Source organism: Streptococcus fryi (assembly GCF_053206505.1).
Genome location: NZ_JBRUGW010000040.1, coordinates 1 through 16,366, shown reverse-complemented (window position 1 = coordinate 16,366; position 16,366 = coordinate 1). Strand labels below are relative to the sequence as shown.

Genomic DNA, 16,366 nt, shown 5'->3' with positions numbered 1-16,366 from the left:
CTGTCACTTTCTGACCTACCTTAGAGAGGGCAGACGCAACCGCACGTTGGGCAAGGCTTGTCGCCACTGCCTTGATGGAATTGGTCGCCTTATGGACTTTCAAGGTCTGACCGATCTTTAAGACATCCATTTTCTTCAAGCCATTCAAGGCTAACAAACCATCAACTGTTGTCCCAAATTGCCGTGCAATCCGCCAGTAGCTATCCCCTTTTTGAGCCGTGTAGGTCTGTTCCGAATGACCAAGGCTTGTGCCCTCCACATCCTGCTCCAATACCCAAGACTTAATCCCTTCAAGGAGGTAGGCTCTCTTACTCTGAGATTGGTTTACAGCTTTGACTTGGAGGATTTTGTAGGTGCGACCCTTGACCCAATTCGCAATCGCTTGACCCGTTTGGTAATGCGTCGCACGACCAAGCACACGAACACTATCCCCAACGTGATAAACAGGGCTGGTAGAAGAATTGGGCTGTCCTCCTTGATTACTGGGGGTGGCAGAGACAACAGTCTTCACCTCCTCTTGAGTAATGGCAGAGACGAGACCTTTAGCCAGCTCCTCTTTCTTGTTCTCAAAGATGGTCATGTCTTCGTCATTATCGATAAAGGCCACTTCAACCAAACGATAGGGATAACCTCTGTCCTTGGCTTCATTGGCATTATAGAGCCAATCCACCTTCTTAATCCCACGGTTTTGAAAATGATGGCTAAGGACAGCTAAGATGGCTAAGTCTTCCTGATCTGCCGTCAAAGAAGATTGAATCAAAACTTCACTCCCTCGTGCCCTACCGTTAAAGGCATTAAAATGAAGCTCAGTAATGGAGTCATATAGCCAGCCTTAGTGACCAAGTCCTCACTCAAATTTGGAAAAAGCTTGAGGGTAACCGCAATTGCGACCAGACGTGAGAGGGAAGGGATTTTTTCCTCATCTTTTTCATACTGACGATAGGTCTGAACATCAATACGAATAGCCTCTGCTAAAATATCTTGAGGGCAGTCCTTTCGCTTTCGGTGAAACTTTAGAGCTTCTTGAAAGAGAGCAGGTGTTTCTTTAAGAAGGCTAACCACCTTTTTCATTAGGTGTTTGAAATTCTCAGGAGCTAAGCTCTCTACCAAACCATTATTGCCCATATCCTCCATAAAATCGACCTTGATGTCGTAAGCAGATTTGACTCTTGTACGGTTGAGGACATAATCACTAAACTCTTCCGAGCTAATCGTCTTCTTAGCATTACGGTCTGAAAAAGTAAAGCGTAAGCAACACTCATCCATCTGTTCATAAGCATAATCTGTCATGATAATAGTGTTCTCATAAGTCTCGATATACTTGTCATTATTTAAGCAAACATGGTTATCCACAAAGACAAACTTCTGACTATCTATAGCCTCCTTGAATCGAGGATTTGAAAAATACTGGTAACAGAGCTCCTTAAATGAAATAGTATAAGTCTGCTTATCTTCAAAAGCTGCAAGTTCAAATGAATAATTACGAAGATAACGGTCATCCAAATAATTATAGACACCATGAGCTTCTTTATAGCCTAACTCAATCATCCGAATTTTTGCGGCTCGTCTGGATACCCCAAAGAAATTTGCCAGACTATCCACCACTTCTGTGGTGACTTCAATCTTAGACAGATCACTATAAATGGATGATAAGGCACGATAGAGACCCTCAATTTTCTGTCTTGTCTGCTTCTTTGGCATCAAAATTTTAGGAGCTAGATTATTCGCTTGCCATTCCATCCAGTCTAGGTCTGTCCAGTTGGTCACATCTGATAAGTTCTCCTGTGTTCGACAGGATACCGAATCATGAGTTTCATCCACCAGCATACGCAATTCATGATAAATGCGATGAAACTCCCAATGAACACACTCGTGGATAATGGTATTGTTTAGGGAGCCGATATTTCGTTTTTGAGAAACCTCCTCATCCGCACAGATTGTTCCTTTCTTGATTAATCGCCTGATAGCTTGATTGTTAGCATCATAAGTCTCTATCTCAGTATCCTTAAAAACCATCTTACCAAAAATGGAAAAGTCAGAAGAGAGCTTGGTTTCAATGACGGTAAGCCCCATAGCAGCCGTAAGTTCAGTCACGTCAATCTTAGCAGGTGACTTGAGGGCTTGTGGATAGTATTTGGCTAGAAAGGCGTTGGCCAACTCATCAAAATCTGTCTTTTTGATATAGGGCACACCTGACCGACTAAGTAAACGGCTACATCGTCTATTTTGTTCTTTTAGGTCAACTGACTGAACGACAAAGGACTGAATACCATTGTCTAAGACAACTTCTGTGATCATCGAGAGCCAGATAGTTTTCTCGTCTACTTCAAGCTCTCCCTTATACCGCTCGCTCACTTCCACAAAAGCAGTCACCACAATCTCCATCTCCAAACGGTTGTTGTCTAACATAGAGGTGTAAATAGCATAGACATCAATATCTATCAACTCGATATAATTCCTGGGATTTCGGATATTTCTAGTTGATAAATCAATCTCCTCTCTGTGTTCAATCAAAAACGCCCTGGCCTTAGCAAAAAGGATGTTATAATACTTCTTTTGGATATAGGTTTCAAGAGATGGTCTGGACATGGCAAGACTCCTTTTCTTTTATCTTGAATTCTATTATAGCTTATGGTATAATTTCGTCAAGTTATAAATTGACAAGGAGTGAAAGCCATGTTCTCACCCACAAAACTCAAACAACATCGACAAGAAAAAAATCTTTCCCAGACTGCTATTGCGAGTGTACTAGGTATTACAAGGTCTGCCCTATCTTCCTGGGAAACTGGGAAAGCTGTCCCAAATAAAAAACACTTAGACCAACTCGCTCAAGTCCTAGATATTAACATCCAAGACTTGTACGAGGAGCACCCCCACCTCACCCTCTACAAACAGCTCAACAAGACAAACAAAAAGAAGGTCGATGAGCTAACTCACAACCTTCTCATGGAACAAACGGTTGTCCCACTATTTTCAGTTCATGTCCTTGACAATGTGGCTCTATCAGCTGGGCATGGGAATGGACTCTGGGATGAATACGAGACCAAGGAAGTCTTCACAGATAAAGAGTACCTCTACGATGTAGCCACATGGATCGAAGGGCAATCAATGGAGCCTATTTATCAAGATGGTGAGGTTGCCTTAATCCGTGAAGGTGGCTTTGATTATGACGGATCAGTCTACGCCGTAGCATGGAATGAAAAAGTTTATATCAAGAAAGTTTATCTTGAGGAAGATGGTTACCGTCTTGTCTCCATCAATAAGGATTACCCAGACAAGTTTGCGCCAGTAGAAGACGAACCAAGGATTGTGGGAAAGATTATTGGAAATTTTATGCCTATTGAACAGTAAAGACCTCTGAAGTCAAGAGTACCTTCAGAGGATTATTTTTATGAAATTTTTATAGATTGAATAACAGATTCAAACTCTTGTCGAATAGTTTCAATATCTGTTTCTGGAGCTTGTAAATCAATAACATAAATTACCTCAAGGAAACCCTCTCCATCTTCAAAAAGATAGGAAACAATATCTTCCATAAAAAGTTCAAAATCGCTCTCTTTATATTTTACTTGCCCAAGAAACTCATTTTGTTGCCAAGTAATCACATCTCCAAAAGCAGTTACTAATACGGGTATCGATTCTTTTCCTCTAAAATATGTTTCTTCAACAAATTCTTTGTAGTCATCAGGGTTAATAATTTTGAGATAATCATTCAGAAAAGTTCCTACACCATATTCTTTCCAAATCTGAACAAGCTCCTCTGGCACTTGAGAACTATATTTTTCAATCACCTCTGGTGACATATCTGAAATTTTTTAAAATCTTTAATCATTTTAAACTCCTTTAAGGTAAAATCAGCTTTATATTTAATTTATCTCAATGGCATGTTGTTTGATTTGTGATTTTTGACGTGGTGTTAATATATCCCCTCCTAGAACATCTTGTCCCCAAGACCATGTAGAATTAAGTACTACCGAATAAGCTACGGCGTCAATAATGCTAAAAATTCAGTAAATGTTGGTGCAAGATAATAGGTGTTACCTCCATCAGATGACGATGCTAAAGCATATGTATCGTCATAATAATATACACCCTCGTTTTCATCTCTACTAATCCAAATAATTATAAAACCATGCTGGACTGTATCTCCTATAATGAGAGAATGTTCCAAAATATCATCAATATACTCTTCTGTCCATTTTCCGATATCCGTTCCTTGTTCATCAGGTCGAACTCCAAATAACAAATCTAAATTTATTTCACCATCACTATGTGGAATACTAATCTTGTTTAATTCATAATCTATTGTTTCACCTCCATTAAAATCTAATAAAAATTGCTTATAGTCTTTTGGTAAAACAATATTAAATCCCTTCTCTAACTCATGAATATCCTCAATTTTAGCATGTCCAAATTTTTCAATTTGTAAACTCATTATTTTCCTCCATTTCTCTTGATAGAAATACCTCCGCAATGTGTAAAGCGTCTATGAATTTTTCTATCAACCAATTGTAAAGTTTTTCCATCTTGATGATGCCATGTATTCTCTGGGCCAGATTTACCCGCCTTAGAAAAATCTTTAGCTCTGGTTTCAAAACCATCTTCTAGAATAAATTCCTTTTTAACTTGAGGAGGAATTCCACCTTTAAAATCAGGAAAGCCATCCCACTATAGACTACAGTTCTTCACTTCCTCAAACCATTTTTCAAATTCTAACCGAGGAATTAAATCCTCATCATTTTCATAACGAGCTTCGTAGTTATATTTAGCATCTAAACTATTCGATTTCACATCATAGGTGAGCCAAATTTCAGTCGGATATTCTCGTTCATTTTCCAGACAAAACTCTTTAAGTTTTTTTATATCAGCTACTCCTAACTTCAATAATTGGCTTTGTAAATCTACATCTACTGTTTGTTCTGTATCTAAAAAGAAATCATTGATTTGATGCTTATGCACAATGTGCCCATGGATACTGTAAAAAAGATTAAAACTATATAAACCGTCTGCAATTCCATATATAAATACTTTATCCGCCTGTCCTTGAACATATTCCATTGCTAAAGATACCATTCCAATTTGGATGTCCATAAATTGATCTTCAAATGTTTTCATTGAGTACTCCTATTTCAAATTTATATTTGGTATTTCTTCCAAAAATTCGATGCCATCAATTTTATAATTAACTTCAAAACTTATCGGTCTCTTAGACATACCATCATAGTTAATTTTAATATCTGCTTCGACCTTTTTTGGAGGATTAGAACGCAGTGCGTCGGCCCAATCCCGTTCAATCCGTCGGTATTCCTTAAGGTTAACATCCTTGGCTTGTGACAAAAGATTATCCAATTCAGGTGATCCACCAAACAAATCACCAAAGATGTGCCCTGCATGGTCTCCCTCTAGTTTATCAGGAGTCATTGAATTGTGTCTCAATCGTCCATCATGAATCTTAAATTGTAAGTTATCAGCCTTTGCTCGTGAAATCCTACCCAAATCATCTGTTTGGTATAGATAGTTGTGCTCTCCAGTCTGATAAATGGCATTGGGCTTTAAGTTACCAAACTCATCAAATTGCTCTCCGTTTCTGAGAATTTGTGAACCTAAATCATCTCCCGACCTCGTGCCAGCCTCAACTACATCATCAATACTACCACTCAAATTCTTCGCAAAGGCTTGAATATTATCCGCTAATCCAGACAGTTTTCCTGGAGGCGGAGTTGGCATAAAGCCATCAATCAATTGTGGTTCTAAACCAATATTAAGGCGGAAATTCTGTGCTGCAGTACTAATGGTCTCATCCGCATGGCGAAGTTTACCAGCGATGTTGTCAGCTAGTGATGATACCTTATTAGTCACTAAATTGTCAAGTTGTTTCCCAAAATCATCAATTTTAGCGACAACCCTCTTCCCAAAGTCATCCACGTTCTTAAGAACAACCTTGAAGTTATCGACATTCTTAGCCGCCTGCTCCATACCTTCCTTGAAGCTGGTTTTAAGGCTTGCCTTGATGCCTGCAAAACCTGCCACCTTACCTGTCTTGGCCAAGTCATTGAGGTAACCAACACCTGGCACAAGGTCAAACAAGGCAAAGGCTCCACGCATTAGACGCTCACCATCATCTAGCTCACGACCAGTCACCCAGTCCTTGCCAGAGGCAGCTGAATACATGTCCGCTGCCGCCAAAGCAACACCTGCCACAGCTCCTGCAGGAGGACAGAAAATGCTTAAAATAACAACACCAGCCGCTAAAAGAAGGTCTCGTTTCCCCTCAAAAGCCGCCTTCTCATCATTAAGGGAATGATAAGTAAAGGCTCTAGTCTGATGACTGGCGAACAGGTAATCCTCTTCGGTCAGCTTGCTCTCTTTATAGTCATCGCTAGACTTATAGGAGTCATACATGGCTTGGAGACGTATCTTATAAGGATTGTCAACCTGATAAAGTTCCTTGAGACCAACTTCTTTGGCCAAGACTTCCCGAGTACCCATGTGCTGGCCAACTTCGCTATAGATAACCTCGGTCTTCTTGAAGCCAATCTGGTTACTGGTTTTGTAGCTAGCTATATTCAGAGCCTCTAACCTGTCTCCTACCTTATCCAGCTTCTCATAGAAAGGCTGGTCAATTTTATCCTTCAGGTACTCTTGCACCTTACCGGCATAGTTTTCTAAAGCGGTCAGTTTAGACTGTAAGGTAATCGCCGTCACATGGTCATCATGAAAGTGAAGGTTGCCAATAGCTCCGTCTACATCCAGCTCATTGATGGCCCGCTTGGCCTTCTCCGTAATCTCAACCAGGGACTTGATCCGATTCGCAAAACCCTGACTGTTGCTGCCGCCAATGCCACTATAGGAGGACATGGCTGGACCGCCCCAGCTGCTGTAACTGCCACCACTAAAACCACCACCGGAACCAGTCTCAGTAACAGAGCCTAAAGCCCCCTTCATTTTGCTCCACTTGTGGAGATGAAGTTCAACGTTTTTCGTCATTGGCTACCTCCTTCATCGGGTGGAAATAACTGCCTCAAATTATCAGCCAATTGTCCACCGCCCTGCAAACTATCTCGGAAGTTCTGTGCCAGAACCTCATCTTGTTCCAGCCATTGATTCATGCAGTTGCTAATATGGGTAATACTTTTCGCTTTTTCATAAACGAGCTTTATAAATGACATCATCTAATGCTTCTTCCAAAGTAGTAAATGTTTTGACTATTCCTCGAATAGAAGCTCTTTCATCTGTCCCATACACCTGATAGACTGTCTCTTTTTTAGCAATTACCATTTCATTTTCTTGTAATGGATGGTTTTTAAACCAATTAATTTTTAGGTTTTCATTTTTGATAATTTCTAATGCTTCTTGTTCTATCATTACTTAATTATGATACCTTTTTTTTAAAATGCGTGATTTCAAAATGACATCCCCAAGTGCATCCTGTTCGCTATTAAAAACAGAATCTATCCCCTGTTTACCAGCTCTCTCATTTGTTGCATACACAATATACTGCCCTTGATTTTCTTCCAATACAACTTCATACTCTCGAAGTTGATGGGTATGGTATAGATTAACAGGCAAATTTTCTTTGCTTATTATATCTAATAATTGTTCTCGTTTCATATTATCACCTACCAGCCTTATAATATTTCTTTAACCAATCCGAGTCTCTGCAATTCATCAACAGTAAATGGCATTTGCCATTGGATACCACCTCCAGTTGCTCCAAAACTTGCTGCAATATCTCCAGATTGGGCAACAACTTTATTCCAATCACCTCCATAATAAACTGCAACATCATCATAAAGTTTTTCTCTCAAAGCAATATCTGATAAATTATCCACATAATCCTGTATTTTAGAGAAATCACCTATAACTTCATACTGATGATACTTAGACGCATCTTCTAGATACGGCAATGAACGCTGGTCATACGTAAATGGTTTACCATCTATGACAGGTGATGTAAAACGTCCGCTGTCTGGGCCATATCTATCAAAGACTTCTCCAACTTTAGGGATGTAATCTTCTTTAATAGCCTTACCGGCCTCATCTAAAACAAAGCCATTTTCTGGTGTCTGACTCCAATCAATCTTCCCTTCTAGGGTCAAGACACTAGGATCTTTAGGAATTTGTTGGTCTGTTGGCCATTTACCTGTGTTTCTAAACTCTTGAGCAGCTTTAGCATCTATGTTATCTAAATATCGGAACAAGTCATCCGAAGTCACCTTACTTTCTTTGAGTAACCTTCTTGAATTCGCCACCTCACTCACACTACCACTCAAATTCTTCGCAAAAGCTTGAATGTTATCAGCTAAACCAGACAATTTCCCTGGAGGTGGAGTTGGCATAAAGCCATCAATCAATTGTGGTTCTAAACCAATGTTGAGGCGGAAATTCTGTGCTGCAGTACTAATGGTCTCATCCGCATGGCGAAGTTTACCAGCAACATTGTCAGCTAGTGATGATACCTTATTAGTCACTAAATTGTCAAGTTGTTTCCCAAAATCATCAATTTTAGCGACAACCCTCTTCCCAAAGTCATCCACGTTCTTAAGAACAACCTTGAAGTTATCGACATTCTTAGCCGCCTGCTCCATACCTTCCTTGAAGCTGGTTTTAAGGCTTGCCTTGATGCCTGCAAAACCTCCCACCTTACCTGTCTTGGCCAAGTCATTGAGGTAACCAACACCTGGCACAAGGTCAAACAAGGCAAAGGCTCCACGCATCAGACGCTCACCATCATCTAGCTCACGACCTGTCATCCAGTCCTTGCCTGAAGCAGCTGAATACATATCCGCTGCCGCTAAAGCAACGCCTGCAACTGCTCCTGCTGGTGGACAGAAGATTGAGAGAATCACAACACCCACACCTAAAGCTAGGTCACGAGCCCCCTCAAAAGCCGCCTTCTCATCATTAAGGGAATGATAAGTAAAGGCTCTAGTCTGATGACTGGCGAACAGGTAATCCTCTTCGCTCAGTTGGCTCTCCTTGTAGGCATCACTAGATTTGTAAGCCTCATACTGGGCTTGAAGGCTAGTCTTGTAGGGGTTATCAATCTGGTAGAGTTCCTTGAGACCAACTTCCTTGGCCAGAACCTCTCGTGTGCCCATGTACTGACCAGCTTCGCTATAGATGACCTCGGTCTTCTTGAAGCCAATCTGGTTACTGGTTTTGTAGCTAGCTATATTCAGAGCCTCTAACCTGTCTCCTACCTTATCCAGCTTCTCATAGAAAGGCTGGTCAATTTTATCCTTCAGGTACTCTTGCACCTTACCGGCATAGTTTTCTAAAGCGGTCAGTTTAGACTGTAAGGTAATCGCCGTCACATGGTCATCATGAAAGTGAAGGTTGCCAATAGCTCCGTCTACATCCAGCTCATTGATGGCCCGCTTGGCCTTCTCCGTAATCTCAACCAGGGACTTGATCCGATTCGCAAAGCCCTGACTGTTGCTGCCGCCAATGCCACTATAGGAGGACATGGCTGGACCGCCCCAGCTGCTGTAACTGCCACCACTAAAACCACCACCGGAACCAGTCTCAGTAACAGAGCCTAAAGCCCCCTTCATTTTGCTCCACTTGTGGAGATGAAGTTCAACGTTTTTCGTCATTGGCTACCTCCTTCCTCTGGTGGGAACAACTGCCTCAAATTATCAGCCAATTGTCCACCTCCCTGCAAACTATCTCGGAAGTTCTGTGCCAGAACCTCATCTTGTTCCAGCCATTGGTTCATGAGGTAGAAAACCTCACCATTGGCTCTACTGTACAAATCACCAACCTCATTGACCTTGTTAAGCATCTTAGCGTAATGTTCCATCGCCTTAGAAGCCTCACCGCCCTCATAGTATTTAGTCTGGGACAAGGCTTGGAGCTTGGGGGCCAGACGCTGTTGAAAAGATAGCTCTATAGTAGTCAGATAACGCATAATCTCATGCATCTCATCTGGGTTCATGACAATCTCTCGACTGCCACCCCCACTAAGATGTTCTGTCACTTGAACCATTAGTTAAAATCCTCCTCTCTAAAGGGAATTCCTAACCAAGTGTAGCACCGTTCTAGAAAATAGTATTGGCTAAACCGTTGTAACACTTGTTTAGACGTTTCAACCCCATACAACTGCCCATCAATCTCTCGGAATAACCAAGAGACGGCCAAATCATCCCGATGCTTTGACTCAAGCATCTGACGAAGCGGATAGTGCTGGATAACAACAGTGTCATCACCAGTTAGTGCCTCCTCGATTTCTGGAGAGAGAGCCTCTTCCTTGGTTAAGAAATCACCTTCATCCACCTGTGGCTCTCTCAGTAAAAGAGACGGTAATTTTTCTTGAAAGAAAGCTAATCGAGCAAGTGGGCCTATCCGCAATAACTGATACCCTTCTTGGCCATCAAGCAACATAACCGATTCTCCTTGATTACCCGTAAGCATAACATAAGCATTATTAACAACAGTTAGAGAATAACCTGTGCAATAATCCTTCAAGGTTTCCACTACCACAAATCCAGCCTTGGTCAGGTCATCATCATCTCCGACAAGGCCTTTAGCCTTTAATGACTCATGGGCAATCTCCCAAACAGCTTCTGAAGGGAGGGAAAGCTCATCTAAACTTGGCAGACCAAGCAAGGTATCGCCATCAAAGGCTCCAATGAGGTAATAAAGCTCATAGATTGAAAAATAATCTGTTCCTGCCATAGCCTACCCCCTAATTGAGGCAACTTCCGATGAACTGTTATAGTCATCAATGGATTGCTTCAAACTCGTTACCGCTGCCTCATGCTCTGTCATGATGCCAATCAAATCATTGTGGTACTGATAGATAAGGTTCAAATAAGTCATAAAGGCATTTTTCGTTTGCCCACTCCATGCAGCTCCTTCCAAATAAGAGCGCAGTTCGCCAACCGTTTGATACGAAGAAGCTAGCTCTTTATTGATATCTTTAGATAATTGCAAAGCTTTTTCGAGTTCCGCATAAGTTATTTTTAATTCTGCCATGAATTACCCCCGATTCTTTTTCGCTGCTTCTTCAGCCTCACGGCGGCGACGCTCTGCTTCTCGTCTACGCTCCTCAGCTTCCTGAATCGCTAAACGATGGTAATACTGATACCTACTGTAAGCCGCAGATACCGCCTCAGCTAATTTGGCCCCATCACTCGTCTGATGTGATTTGAGAAGCACAACCTTAGACCTCGCAGTTGATTCACTATCTGAAAAAACATCCTCTGGGATATAGCTCGCTTCCATATTAGGGCGATTCGATAAGTACGTATCAACACGCTGACTTAACTGTTTCTCTTTGCTATCAAAGTCTTGAGACAAGGACAACAGCTTATTATAAAGGCGTTGATACTGGTCTCTTTTTTGTTCTGTAGGTGTTCCACCACCAAACCAATCAAAAATAGACATAGATTTTCCTTTCTATACTTCCAGCAACTGGACAAATTCATAGCCATCTGGATAAAGTAAATAGCCTTGATTTGATTTCAGTGACGGTTCATTGTTAATATAAGGGTAACGAGTATGGTTCTGATCACTAATCCGTTGACCTAAGAACACTTGCCCCACCAAGTGGACAATCATCTTAACGTAATTGTCATAAGTATTGTTAACCAAGTCTTGAACTGTACCCACAAAAATAGGAATCACACCATAGGTCGAACCTTCTGAAATTAAGAGCTTAAAATCAGCATCACTCAGATTAGACGCTCTAGCTAACTCTGCTACGTCAGGGATAATGAGTAACCATTTAGCATAAGATTGACCAGAATCAGTCATTCTCTTCTTCAAATCCTCAAGAATGGTCTTCATCACATTTTCAACTTCCAAGGACTTATCAAAGCGTTGGACACCTGCAAATAAGCCTGTACCAATACGCTGACTAGAATCTAAAATCACCGCATTATATTGACCATGAAGTCGTTTGAGATGAAAGTCTAAAATCTTATAGTAATTGTTCACAAAAATTGGACTATCCGATGCCATCAAAATCGGCTTTTCAAAGCTAAATCCTGCTGGTTGAACCTATTCCCTATCCAATCCAAAAACAAAATCCTTGGCTGACAGGTCAATACTCTCAGGCTTGATTTTCTCAGGCAACATCGGGATACCACTTGGCAACTCACCTGTGTAAGCTGTCCTCATGGCTTCAACCTCATTACCCACTTCAATGATGTAATCCGCATAGGCTTCGCTGGTGTAAGGCAAGGTCACCTGGAACTGGACAATCTCATCCGGCTTAGTGATGGCCCGACCCTTGATTTCATCCAAAGGAATGTTGGAACGACCAACAACACCTGACAGGTCACTAGTGTCAAACAAGAAGAGGGAAATTTTGGTCTTGAAGTTGGACTGGAGCTGGAGACGCATGGCATTTAGGCGAGATAAGGTCGTCACCAGATAAATTCCAAGTGAAGCTCCGTCACGAGCGATGACGTTAAGCACATCGTAGAAAGCATCTGAGAATGGAGCATCCATAACACTATCAAACCCATCAATCATAACAAAGAGGGTTGGGAAGCTGGTCTCAGACAGCTGGTTGTACTGGCGAATGTTGGTGGCTTTGAGCTTAGACAAGGCCTTCTTACGCTCCTTGACCATCTGCTTGAGGCGACGCATGGACTTGAGGATTTTCTCCGTCTCATCTAGGGCGAAGTAATCCGCCACATGAGGAAAATCGGACAGGGAAATCAAGCCACTGGTTCCGAAGTCATAGAGGTAGAAGTGAACTTCTCCTGGGCTGTGCTTGCGCATGGCATCAACTGACAAGGTCTGCAAGAAGGTCGACTTACCAAATCCTGGACTAGAAACGAGGAGGATATGACCTGTCTGTTCCATGTCAAAGTAGAGCGGTGATTGTTCTTGACGCTCAGGGATATCTTGATAGCCCACTAAGATGGATTGAAGATTGTCTGAAGTTCCCCAGTAGTCCTTAAAGTTTACAGAAGCCAAATCTTTGGCATAAACTTTTTCCGCTAATGGTGGTAACCACGGACTAGCTACTTTCGGAATATGGAGACCCTCAAATAGTTCATGCGCTTCTTCCACAATGGCATCCAATTCTGTCGGAACAACCTTGGTCTCTTTTTGTTTGTTTAGTCCACTCAAGTCTTTATTGATGGCATTGTACTGGCCGCTATCTGTGATTTCGTAGACTGTCATATCACGTTGGACACTATTTCTACCTTCCGGATTATAGTCAGCTCCAGACCAAGCACTTTGGAACAGTTCATAAATTTCATTGTTCCCCACTTGCAAGTAAGCCCGACCAGTTTGGGTAATCTCAGCCGCATCAGGGGTCTTAATAACTTCTCGTGAGTCCGCTACATCTTGTACCTTAAGAGCAATTTTAAACTTGGAGTTGGACCAAATTTGATCATTTACAACCCCACTTGGTTTTTGTGTCGCAAGAATCAGTTTTACCCCAAGAGAACGACCAATGCGGGCTGTAGAAACCAACTCATCCATAAATTCTGGTTGATTCGCCTTCAATTCCGCAAACTCATCACTAATGATCAATAGATGAGGGAGTGGTTCTTTAACCTTACCTTCTTTAAAGAGCTTGGTGTACTGGTTGATGTGGTTGACGTCATTTTCAAGAAAAATACGCTGCCGCTTCTTGAGTTCGGCCTTGATAGACACCAAAGCTCGATTGGCCTGGTTACCATCTAAGTTTGTAATGGTACCAACGACGTGTGGCAAGTCCGCAAAGAGATTAGCCATCCCACCACCCTTGTAGTCAATGAGCAAGAAGGCTACTTCATAAGGGTGGTAGTTGACTGCCAGAGACAGAATATAGGACTGTACCAGCTCTGACTTACCAGAACCCGTCGTCCCTGCAATCAAACCGTGAGGACCATGTGCCTTCTCGTGTAGGTTGAGGTAGAGGATATCATCACGACCACGAACACCAAGAGGCACCGACATGGTCTGATAGGTCTCGTTCTCCTTCCAACGGGTCAAGAGGTCTAGCTCCTCAACCTTGCTCACTCCATACATTTCAAGGAAGGTGATGCTATCAGGTATAGAGTTCCGCATGGTCTGAACGTGAGTAATCCCTGCCATGTTTCTGGCAAAGGTTTCCTTATCCTCAAGAGAGAGCACTGGCAGAGGCACAAATGCCTGATTGAGGTAGGTATCCTCCTGCAAAATCAGGGTTGCTTTCTTATCCCCACGGTAGTCCACAACTGTCTTCACATGTTCAGGCAGGCTCTCAATCACCTCTTCCACAAAGACATAGTGAATGCCCAAGTGGGACAGGTCTTCATTAATGTACTCCATGATGTTGTGATCAAGCATCAGGCTCAAATCAGTGATCAACAGAACATAGCGTGGGGCATACTGCTTCTCACTGGATTTCTCCTGCTCACTGTCCAGCTTTCGCTCCTTGATGATTTGGTAGAGCGAGGTCAAGAGCTGGTCACGTGTTCGCTGGCTGTAGACAAACCCACGGCTATTAAACACTTTCAACTGAGTATGCGGCAACCAACGGCTCCAATTCCAAAGCTGCAGCTCTTCCTCACGGAAGATTGGCACAAACTGCACGTCATGGTAACTTTGGAAGGTCGCCACCTGCATCATGAGTTGTTGCACTTGCTCAATTACCACTCGGCGAGAGCCGATGTAACCAATGGGAGACCCCAGCTGATTCTGCAGAGGCATTTGGTCCAAGTGACGATAGTAAGCCAAGAGTTCCTGAACCTTTTGATTGGCCTCCTCATTGTACTTGGTCATCTCAGAGTCAGAGTAATCAATGCTAAAGCTCGCCTTGATTTGACCGAGTCCCAAACGGTAAGTCAAGAAGTCAAAGTGATAAGGGGTCTTCTCATAGATACGGCGGTCAATGGCCGCTGCCATCTCAAGCAAATCGGTTGTCGCTGGGTAATGGTAAAGCAGAGCTATCTCTTGTTCTGCCTTACTGCTGGCCAACTCCTCGTATTTGCCATCCAGATAAGTCAAATAATCTGAAATCTTCCGCTCTTCTGTTTCACGGTGTTTCTTCTTATCCGCAAAATAAGAGTGAATGGAGGTTCCGATAGTAATGACAGACATCCCCATCATCATCAGGACCATGCCTCCACTTTTGAAAAAGAAAGCTGTTAGCCCTGTAAACACAATCATAGCAATTGGCGTCAACAAGAGTTTCACCAAAGATTGCTTACTTTCTTCAGCTTCTGTTGGCGGAGAGGCTATTGAAATCGAGTTCTCGGGCTCTCTCAGAATAATCCGAGGCGACCGGTGGAAATCCTTCCCGCGTTCATCTCGTTCTGACAACTCTGCTGGCAACAAGTTCGTCTGATAATCCCCCACAACCGCAAACTCCAAGCGGTCATTAATTATCGAAAGGAATAAGCCTGTGGCAAAGAGAACAGTGTCATGGTCTTGGAGTGAAGCTTTATCCGCCACCAACTGGCCATTGTGATAAAAGGATTGGTTGGCAACAAGCTGCCACTCGTCTGCTTGAGGTCTGAGAACAACTTCCAGCGACGGGAGCGACACTTGAATCGTCGCATGGTCATCGGACGATAGGTAAAGCATCCCATCTGGCAAGTAAACACTCTGACGCCCCGCAAATGAAACCACCGTTACCAGCTTCCCTGAATCCAGTTTGAACGGGTGCACACCATGTGAATAGGTCGCCTCATCCAAACGAAACCCATCGTCAAGCACATCGATAGTGGCTGATTGGGAGAAGGGCAAGTGATGCTCAAATAGCTCACTCAACTCATAGGGTCTGCCAGGAAACAAAGGGTAAGCAATGTGTTCAGTAATAACATATAACATGGCCCACCTCCTTATTCCTGAGTACTTGAAGCAGGAGTCTCTTCAATTGCAGCACCAGCTGTTTCTTCTGGTGTCAGGTAGGTTTTCTTCAACTCATCCAGCTTGGTTTTATAAGTGTTTAATTGACCAGTCCGCTCTTCTGCTGTTAAATCAGGGTCACGTTGAATATCGTCAATCTTCTTGGTCATGCCATACATGAGCAATTGGGGGTCATCCAGGAAACTAGCGATATCAATGGCCTCATCAATCTTAGACTGACCAATCAAAATCCAATAACGAAGGTAGTCCTCGTTTGACTGCGTTGAAATTTTACTAAGCTCCTGACGTTGCGTTTCCGTCAACGGCTCTGTCATGATAACCGACAAGGCAACGATGTACTTATCGTCCTGACTAAGTGCCTTACTATCCGCAGATTTAACGGTTGTAATCACCTTGGAATAATCTTTTTGAATAAAGGCTAAACGGGTTTGACTAATCATTTCTTGCTTTGGTAGAGAAGACAAGAGAACATAGCCTAGACCTGCCGCCAATAACACCGCCCCCAAACTAGCTAAGATACTAGTTGCTTTCAAACGAGCCAGGCGACTCTTGGTAACCACGG

General features: G+C 42.6%; 16 protein-coding genes and 2 pseudogenes. 1 reads left to right on the top strand and 17 read right to left on the bottom strand.

Annotated elements, in window-relative coordinates:
- Together ACVRZH_RS08930 and ACVRZH_RS08925 are read right to left on the bottom strand one after the other, a co-directional pair.
- A pseudogene (locus tag ACVRZH_RS08930) lies at positions 1-823 on the bottom strand (N-acetylmuramoyl-L-alanine amidase); the annotation flags it as partial.
- Entirely contained in the window at positions 757-1,071 is a 315-nt protein-coding gene (locus ACVRZH_RS08925; protein ID WP_447454949.1) for a helix-turn-helix domain-containing protein, read from the bottom strand. The pseudogene ACVRZH_RS08930 and the gene ACVRZH_RS08925, both read right to left, overlap by 67 nt.
- A 1,605-nt stretch (positions 1,072-2,676) precedes the next feature.
- On the opposite strand from ACVRZH_RS08925, the gene ACVRZH_RS08920 reads away from it, so the two are divergent.
- Positions 2,677-3,351 carry a S24 family peptidase gene (locus ACVRZH_RS08920; protein WP_447454947.1) on the top strand — a complete coding sequence of 225 codons (675 nt, stop codon included), beginning with the start codon at positions 2,677-2,679 and terminating at the stop codon, positions 3,349-3,351.
- Between the two features lie 38 nt (positions 3,352-3,389).
- On the opposite strand, the gene ACVRZH_RS08915 is transcribed toward ACVRZH_RS08920, so the two are convergent.
- The 15 genes and pseudogenes from ACVRZH_RS08915 to ACVRZH_RS08845 form a co-directional block, all read right to left on the bottom strand.
- Complete coding sequence (locus ACVRZH_RS08915) at positions 3,390-3,803, bottom strand: GAD-like domain-containing protein (protein WP_447454946.1); 414 nt, start codon at positions 3,801-3,803, stop codon at positions 3,390-3,392.
- A 179-nt stretch (positions 3,804-3,982) separates the two neighbouring features.
- A complete protein-coding gene (locus ACVRZH_RS08910) occupies positions 3,983-4,435 on the bottom strand; it encodes an SMI1/KNR4 family protein (RefSeq protein WP_447454945.1) in 453 nt (150 codons plus the stop codon).
- Positions 4,435-4,638: an HNH endonuclease gene (locus tag ACVRZH_RS08905; RefSeq protein ID WP_447454948.1), complete on the bottom strand. Its 204-nt coding sequence runs from the start codon at positions 4,636-4,638 to the stop codon at positions 4,435-4,437. Before ACVRZH_RS08905 ends, ACVRZH_RS08910 begins: the two co-directional genes overlap by 1 nt.
- 30 nt (positions 4,639-4,668) lie before the next feature.
- Positions 4,669-5,115 (bottom strand): hypothetical protein, encoded by a 447-nt coding sequence (locus tag ACVRZH_RS08900; protein ID WP_447454944.1) that lies wholly within the window; start codon positions 5,113-5,115, stop codon positions 4,669-4,671.
- A 9-nt stretch (positions 5,116-5,124) separates the two neighbouring features.
- A complete protein-coding gene (locus ACVRZH_RS08895; protein WP_447454943.1) occupies positions 5,125-6,987 on the bottom strand; it encodes a DNA/RNA non-specific endonuclease in 1,863 nt (620 codons plus the stop codon).
- Positions 6,984-7,172, bottom strand: a complete 189-nt coding sequence (locus ACVRZH_RS08890; RefSeq protein WP_447454942.1) for a hypothetical protein — start codon at positions 7,170-7,172, stop codon at positions 6,984-6,986. The genes ACVRZH_RS08895 and ACVRZH_RS08890 overlap by 4 nt, the downstream gene beginning before the upstream one ends.
- Entirely contained in the window at positions 7,144-7,365 is a 222-nt protein-coding gene (locus ACVRZH_RS08885; protein ID WP_447454941.1) for an Imm59 family immunity protein, read from the bottom strand. Before ACVRZH_RS08885 ends, ACVRZH_RS08890 begins: the two co-directional genes overlap by 29 nt.
- Before the next feature lie 3 nt (positions 7,366-7,368).
- Positions 7,369-7,611: an Imm59 family immunity protein gene (locus ACVRZH_RS08880; RefSeq protein ID WP_447454940.1), complete on the bottom strand. Its 243-nt coding sequence runs from the start codon at positions 7,609-7,611 to the stop codon at positions 7,369-7,371.
- Positions 7,612-7,628: 17 nt separating this feature from the next.
- Positions 7,629-9,599, bottom strand: coding sequence for a glycohydrolase toxin TNT-related protein (locus ACVRZH_RS08875; protein ID WP_447454939.1), 1,971 nt, complete (start codon positions 9,597-9,599; stop codon positions 7,629-7,631).
- Positions 9,596-9,991 carry a hypothetical protein gene (locus tag ACVRZH_RS08870; protein ID WP_447454938.1) on the bottom strand — a complete coding sequence of 132 codons (396 nt, stop codon included), beginning with the start codon at positions 9,989-9,991 and terminating at the stop codon, positions 9,596-9,598. The genes ACVRZH_RS08875 and ACVRZH_RS08870 overlap by 4 nt, the downstream gene beginning before the upstream one ends.
- Positions 9,991-10,680 (bottom strand): DUF5081 family protein, encoded by a 690-nt coding sequence (locus ACVRZH_RS08865; RefSeq protein WP_447454937.1) that lies wholly within the window; start codon positions 10,678-10,680, stop codon positions 9,991-9,993. Before ACVRZH_RS08865 ends, ACVRZH_RS08870 begins: the two co-directional genes overlap by 1 nt.
- A 3-nt stretch (positions 10,681-10,683) precedes the next feature.
- Complete coding sequence (locus tag ACVRZH_RS08860; protein ID WP_447454936.1) at positions 10,684-10,980, bottom strand: WXG100 family type VII secretion target; 297 nt, start codon at positions 10,978-10,980, stop codon at positions 10,684-10,686.
- Between the two features lie 3 nt (positions 10,981-10,983).
- A complete protein-coding gene (locus ACVRZH_RS08855; protein ID WP_447454935.1) occupies positions 10,984-11,391 on the bottom strand; it encodes a hypothetical protein in 408 nt (135 codons plus the stop codon).
- 12 nt (positions 11,392-11,403) lie between these two features.
- Positions 11,404-15,765, bottom strand: a pseudogene (gene essC, locus ACVRZH_RS08850) (type VII secretion protein EssC).
- A gap of 11 nt (positions 15,766-15,776) precedes the next feature.
- The coding region (locus tag ACVRZH_RS08845) for a type VII secretion protein EssB/YukC (RefSeq protein WP_447454934.1) at positions 15,777-16,366 on the bottom strand (590 nt) is incomplete at its 5' end.

Coding starts and splice junctions, on each gene's coding strand:
- ACVRZH_RS08910 (WP_447454945.1), bottom strand. CDS start 4,435: ATGAGTTTACAAATTGAAAAATTTGGACATGCTAAAATTGAGGATATT.
- ACVRZH_RS08870 (WP_447454938.1), bottom strand. CDS start 9,991: ATGGTTCAAGTGACAGAACATCTTAGTGGGGGTGGCAGTCGAGAGATT.
- ACVRZH_RS08925 (WP_447454949.1), bottom strand. CDS start 1,071: ATGAAAAAGGTGGTTAGCCTTCTTAAAGAAACACCTGCTCTCTTTCAA.
- ACVRZH_RS08885 (WP_447454941.1), bottom strand. CDS start 7,365: ATGATAGAACAAGAAGCATTAGAAATTATCAAAAATGAAAACCTAAAA.
- ACVRZH_RS08880 (WP_447454940.1), bottom strand. CDS start 7,611: ATGAAACGAGAACAATTATTAGATATAATAAGCAAAGAAAATTTGCCT.
- ACVRZH_RS08875 (WP_447454939.1), bottom strand. CDS start 9,599: ATGACGAAAAACGTTGAACTTCATCTCCACAAGTGGAGCAAAATGAAG.
- ACVRZH_RS08915 (WP_447454946.1), bottom strand. CDS start 3,803: ATGTCACCAGAGGTGATTGAAAAATATAGTTCTCAAGTGCCAGAGGAG.
- ACVRZH_RS08860 (WP_447454936.1), bottom strand. CDS start 10,980: ATGGCAGAATTAAAAATAACTTATGCGGAACTCGAAAAAGCTTTGCAA.
- ACVRZH_RS08900 (WP_447454944.1), bottom strand. CDS start 5,115: ATGAAAACATTTGAAGATCAATTTATGGACATCCAAATTGGAATGGTA.
- ACVRZH_RS08895 (WP_447454943.1), bottom strand. CDS start 6,987: ATGACGAAAAACGTTGAACTTCATCTCCACAAGTGGAGCAAAATGAAG.
- ACVRZH_RS08855 (WP_447454935.1), bottom strand. CDS start 11,391: ATGTCTATTTTTGATTGGTTTGGTGGTGGAACACCTACAGAACAAAAA.
- ACVRZH_RS08865 (WP_447454937.1), bottom strand. CDS start 10,680: ATGGCAGGAACAGATTATTTTTCAATCTATGAGCTTTATTACCTCATT.
- ACVRZH_RS08920 (WP_447454947.1), top strand. CDS start 2,677: ATGTTCTCACCCACAAAACTCAAACAACATCGACAAGAAAAAAATCTT.
- ACVRZH_RS08890 (WP_447454942.1), bottom strand. CDS start 7,172: ATGATGTCATTTATAAAGCTCGTTTATGAAAAAGCGAAAAGTATTACC.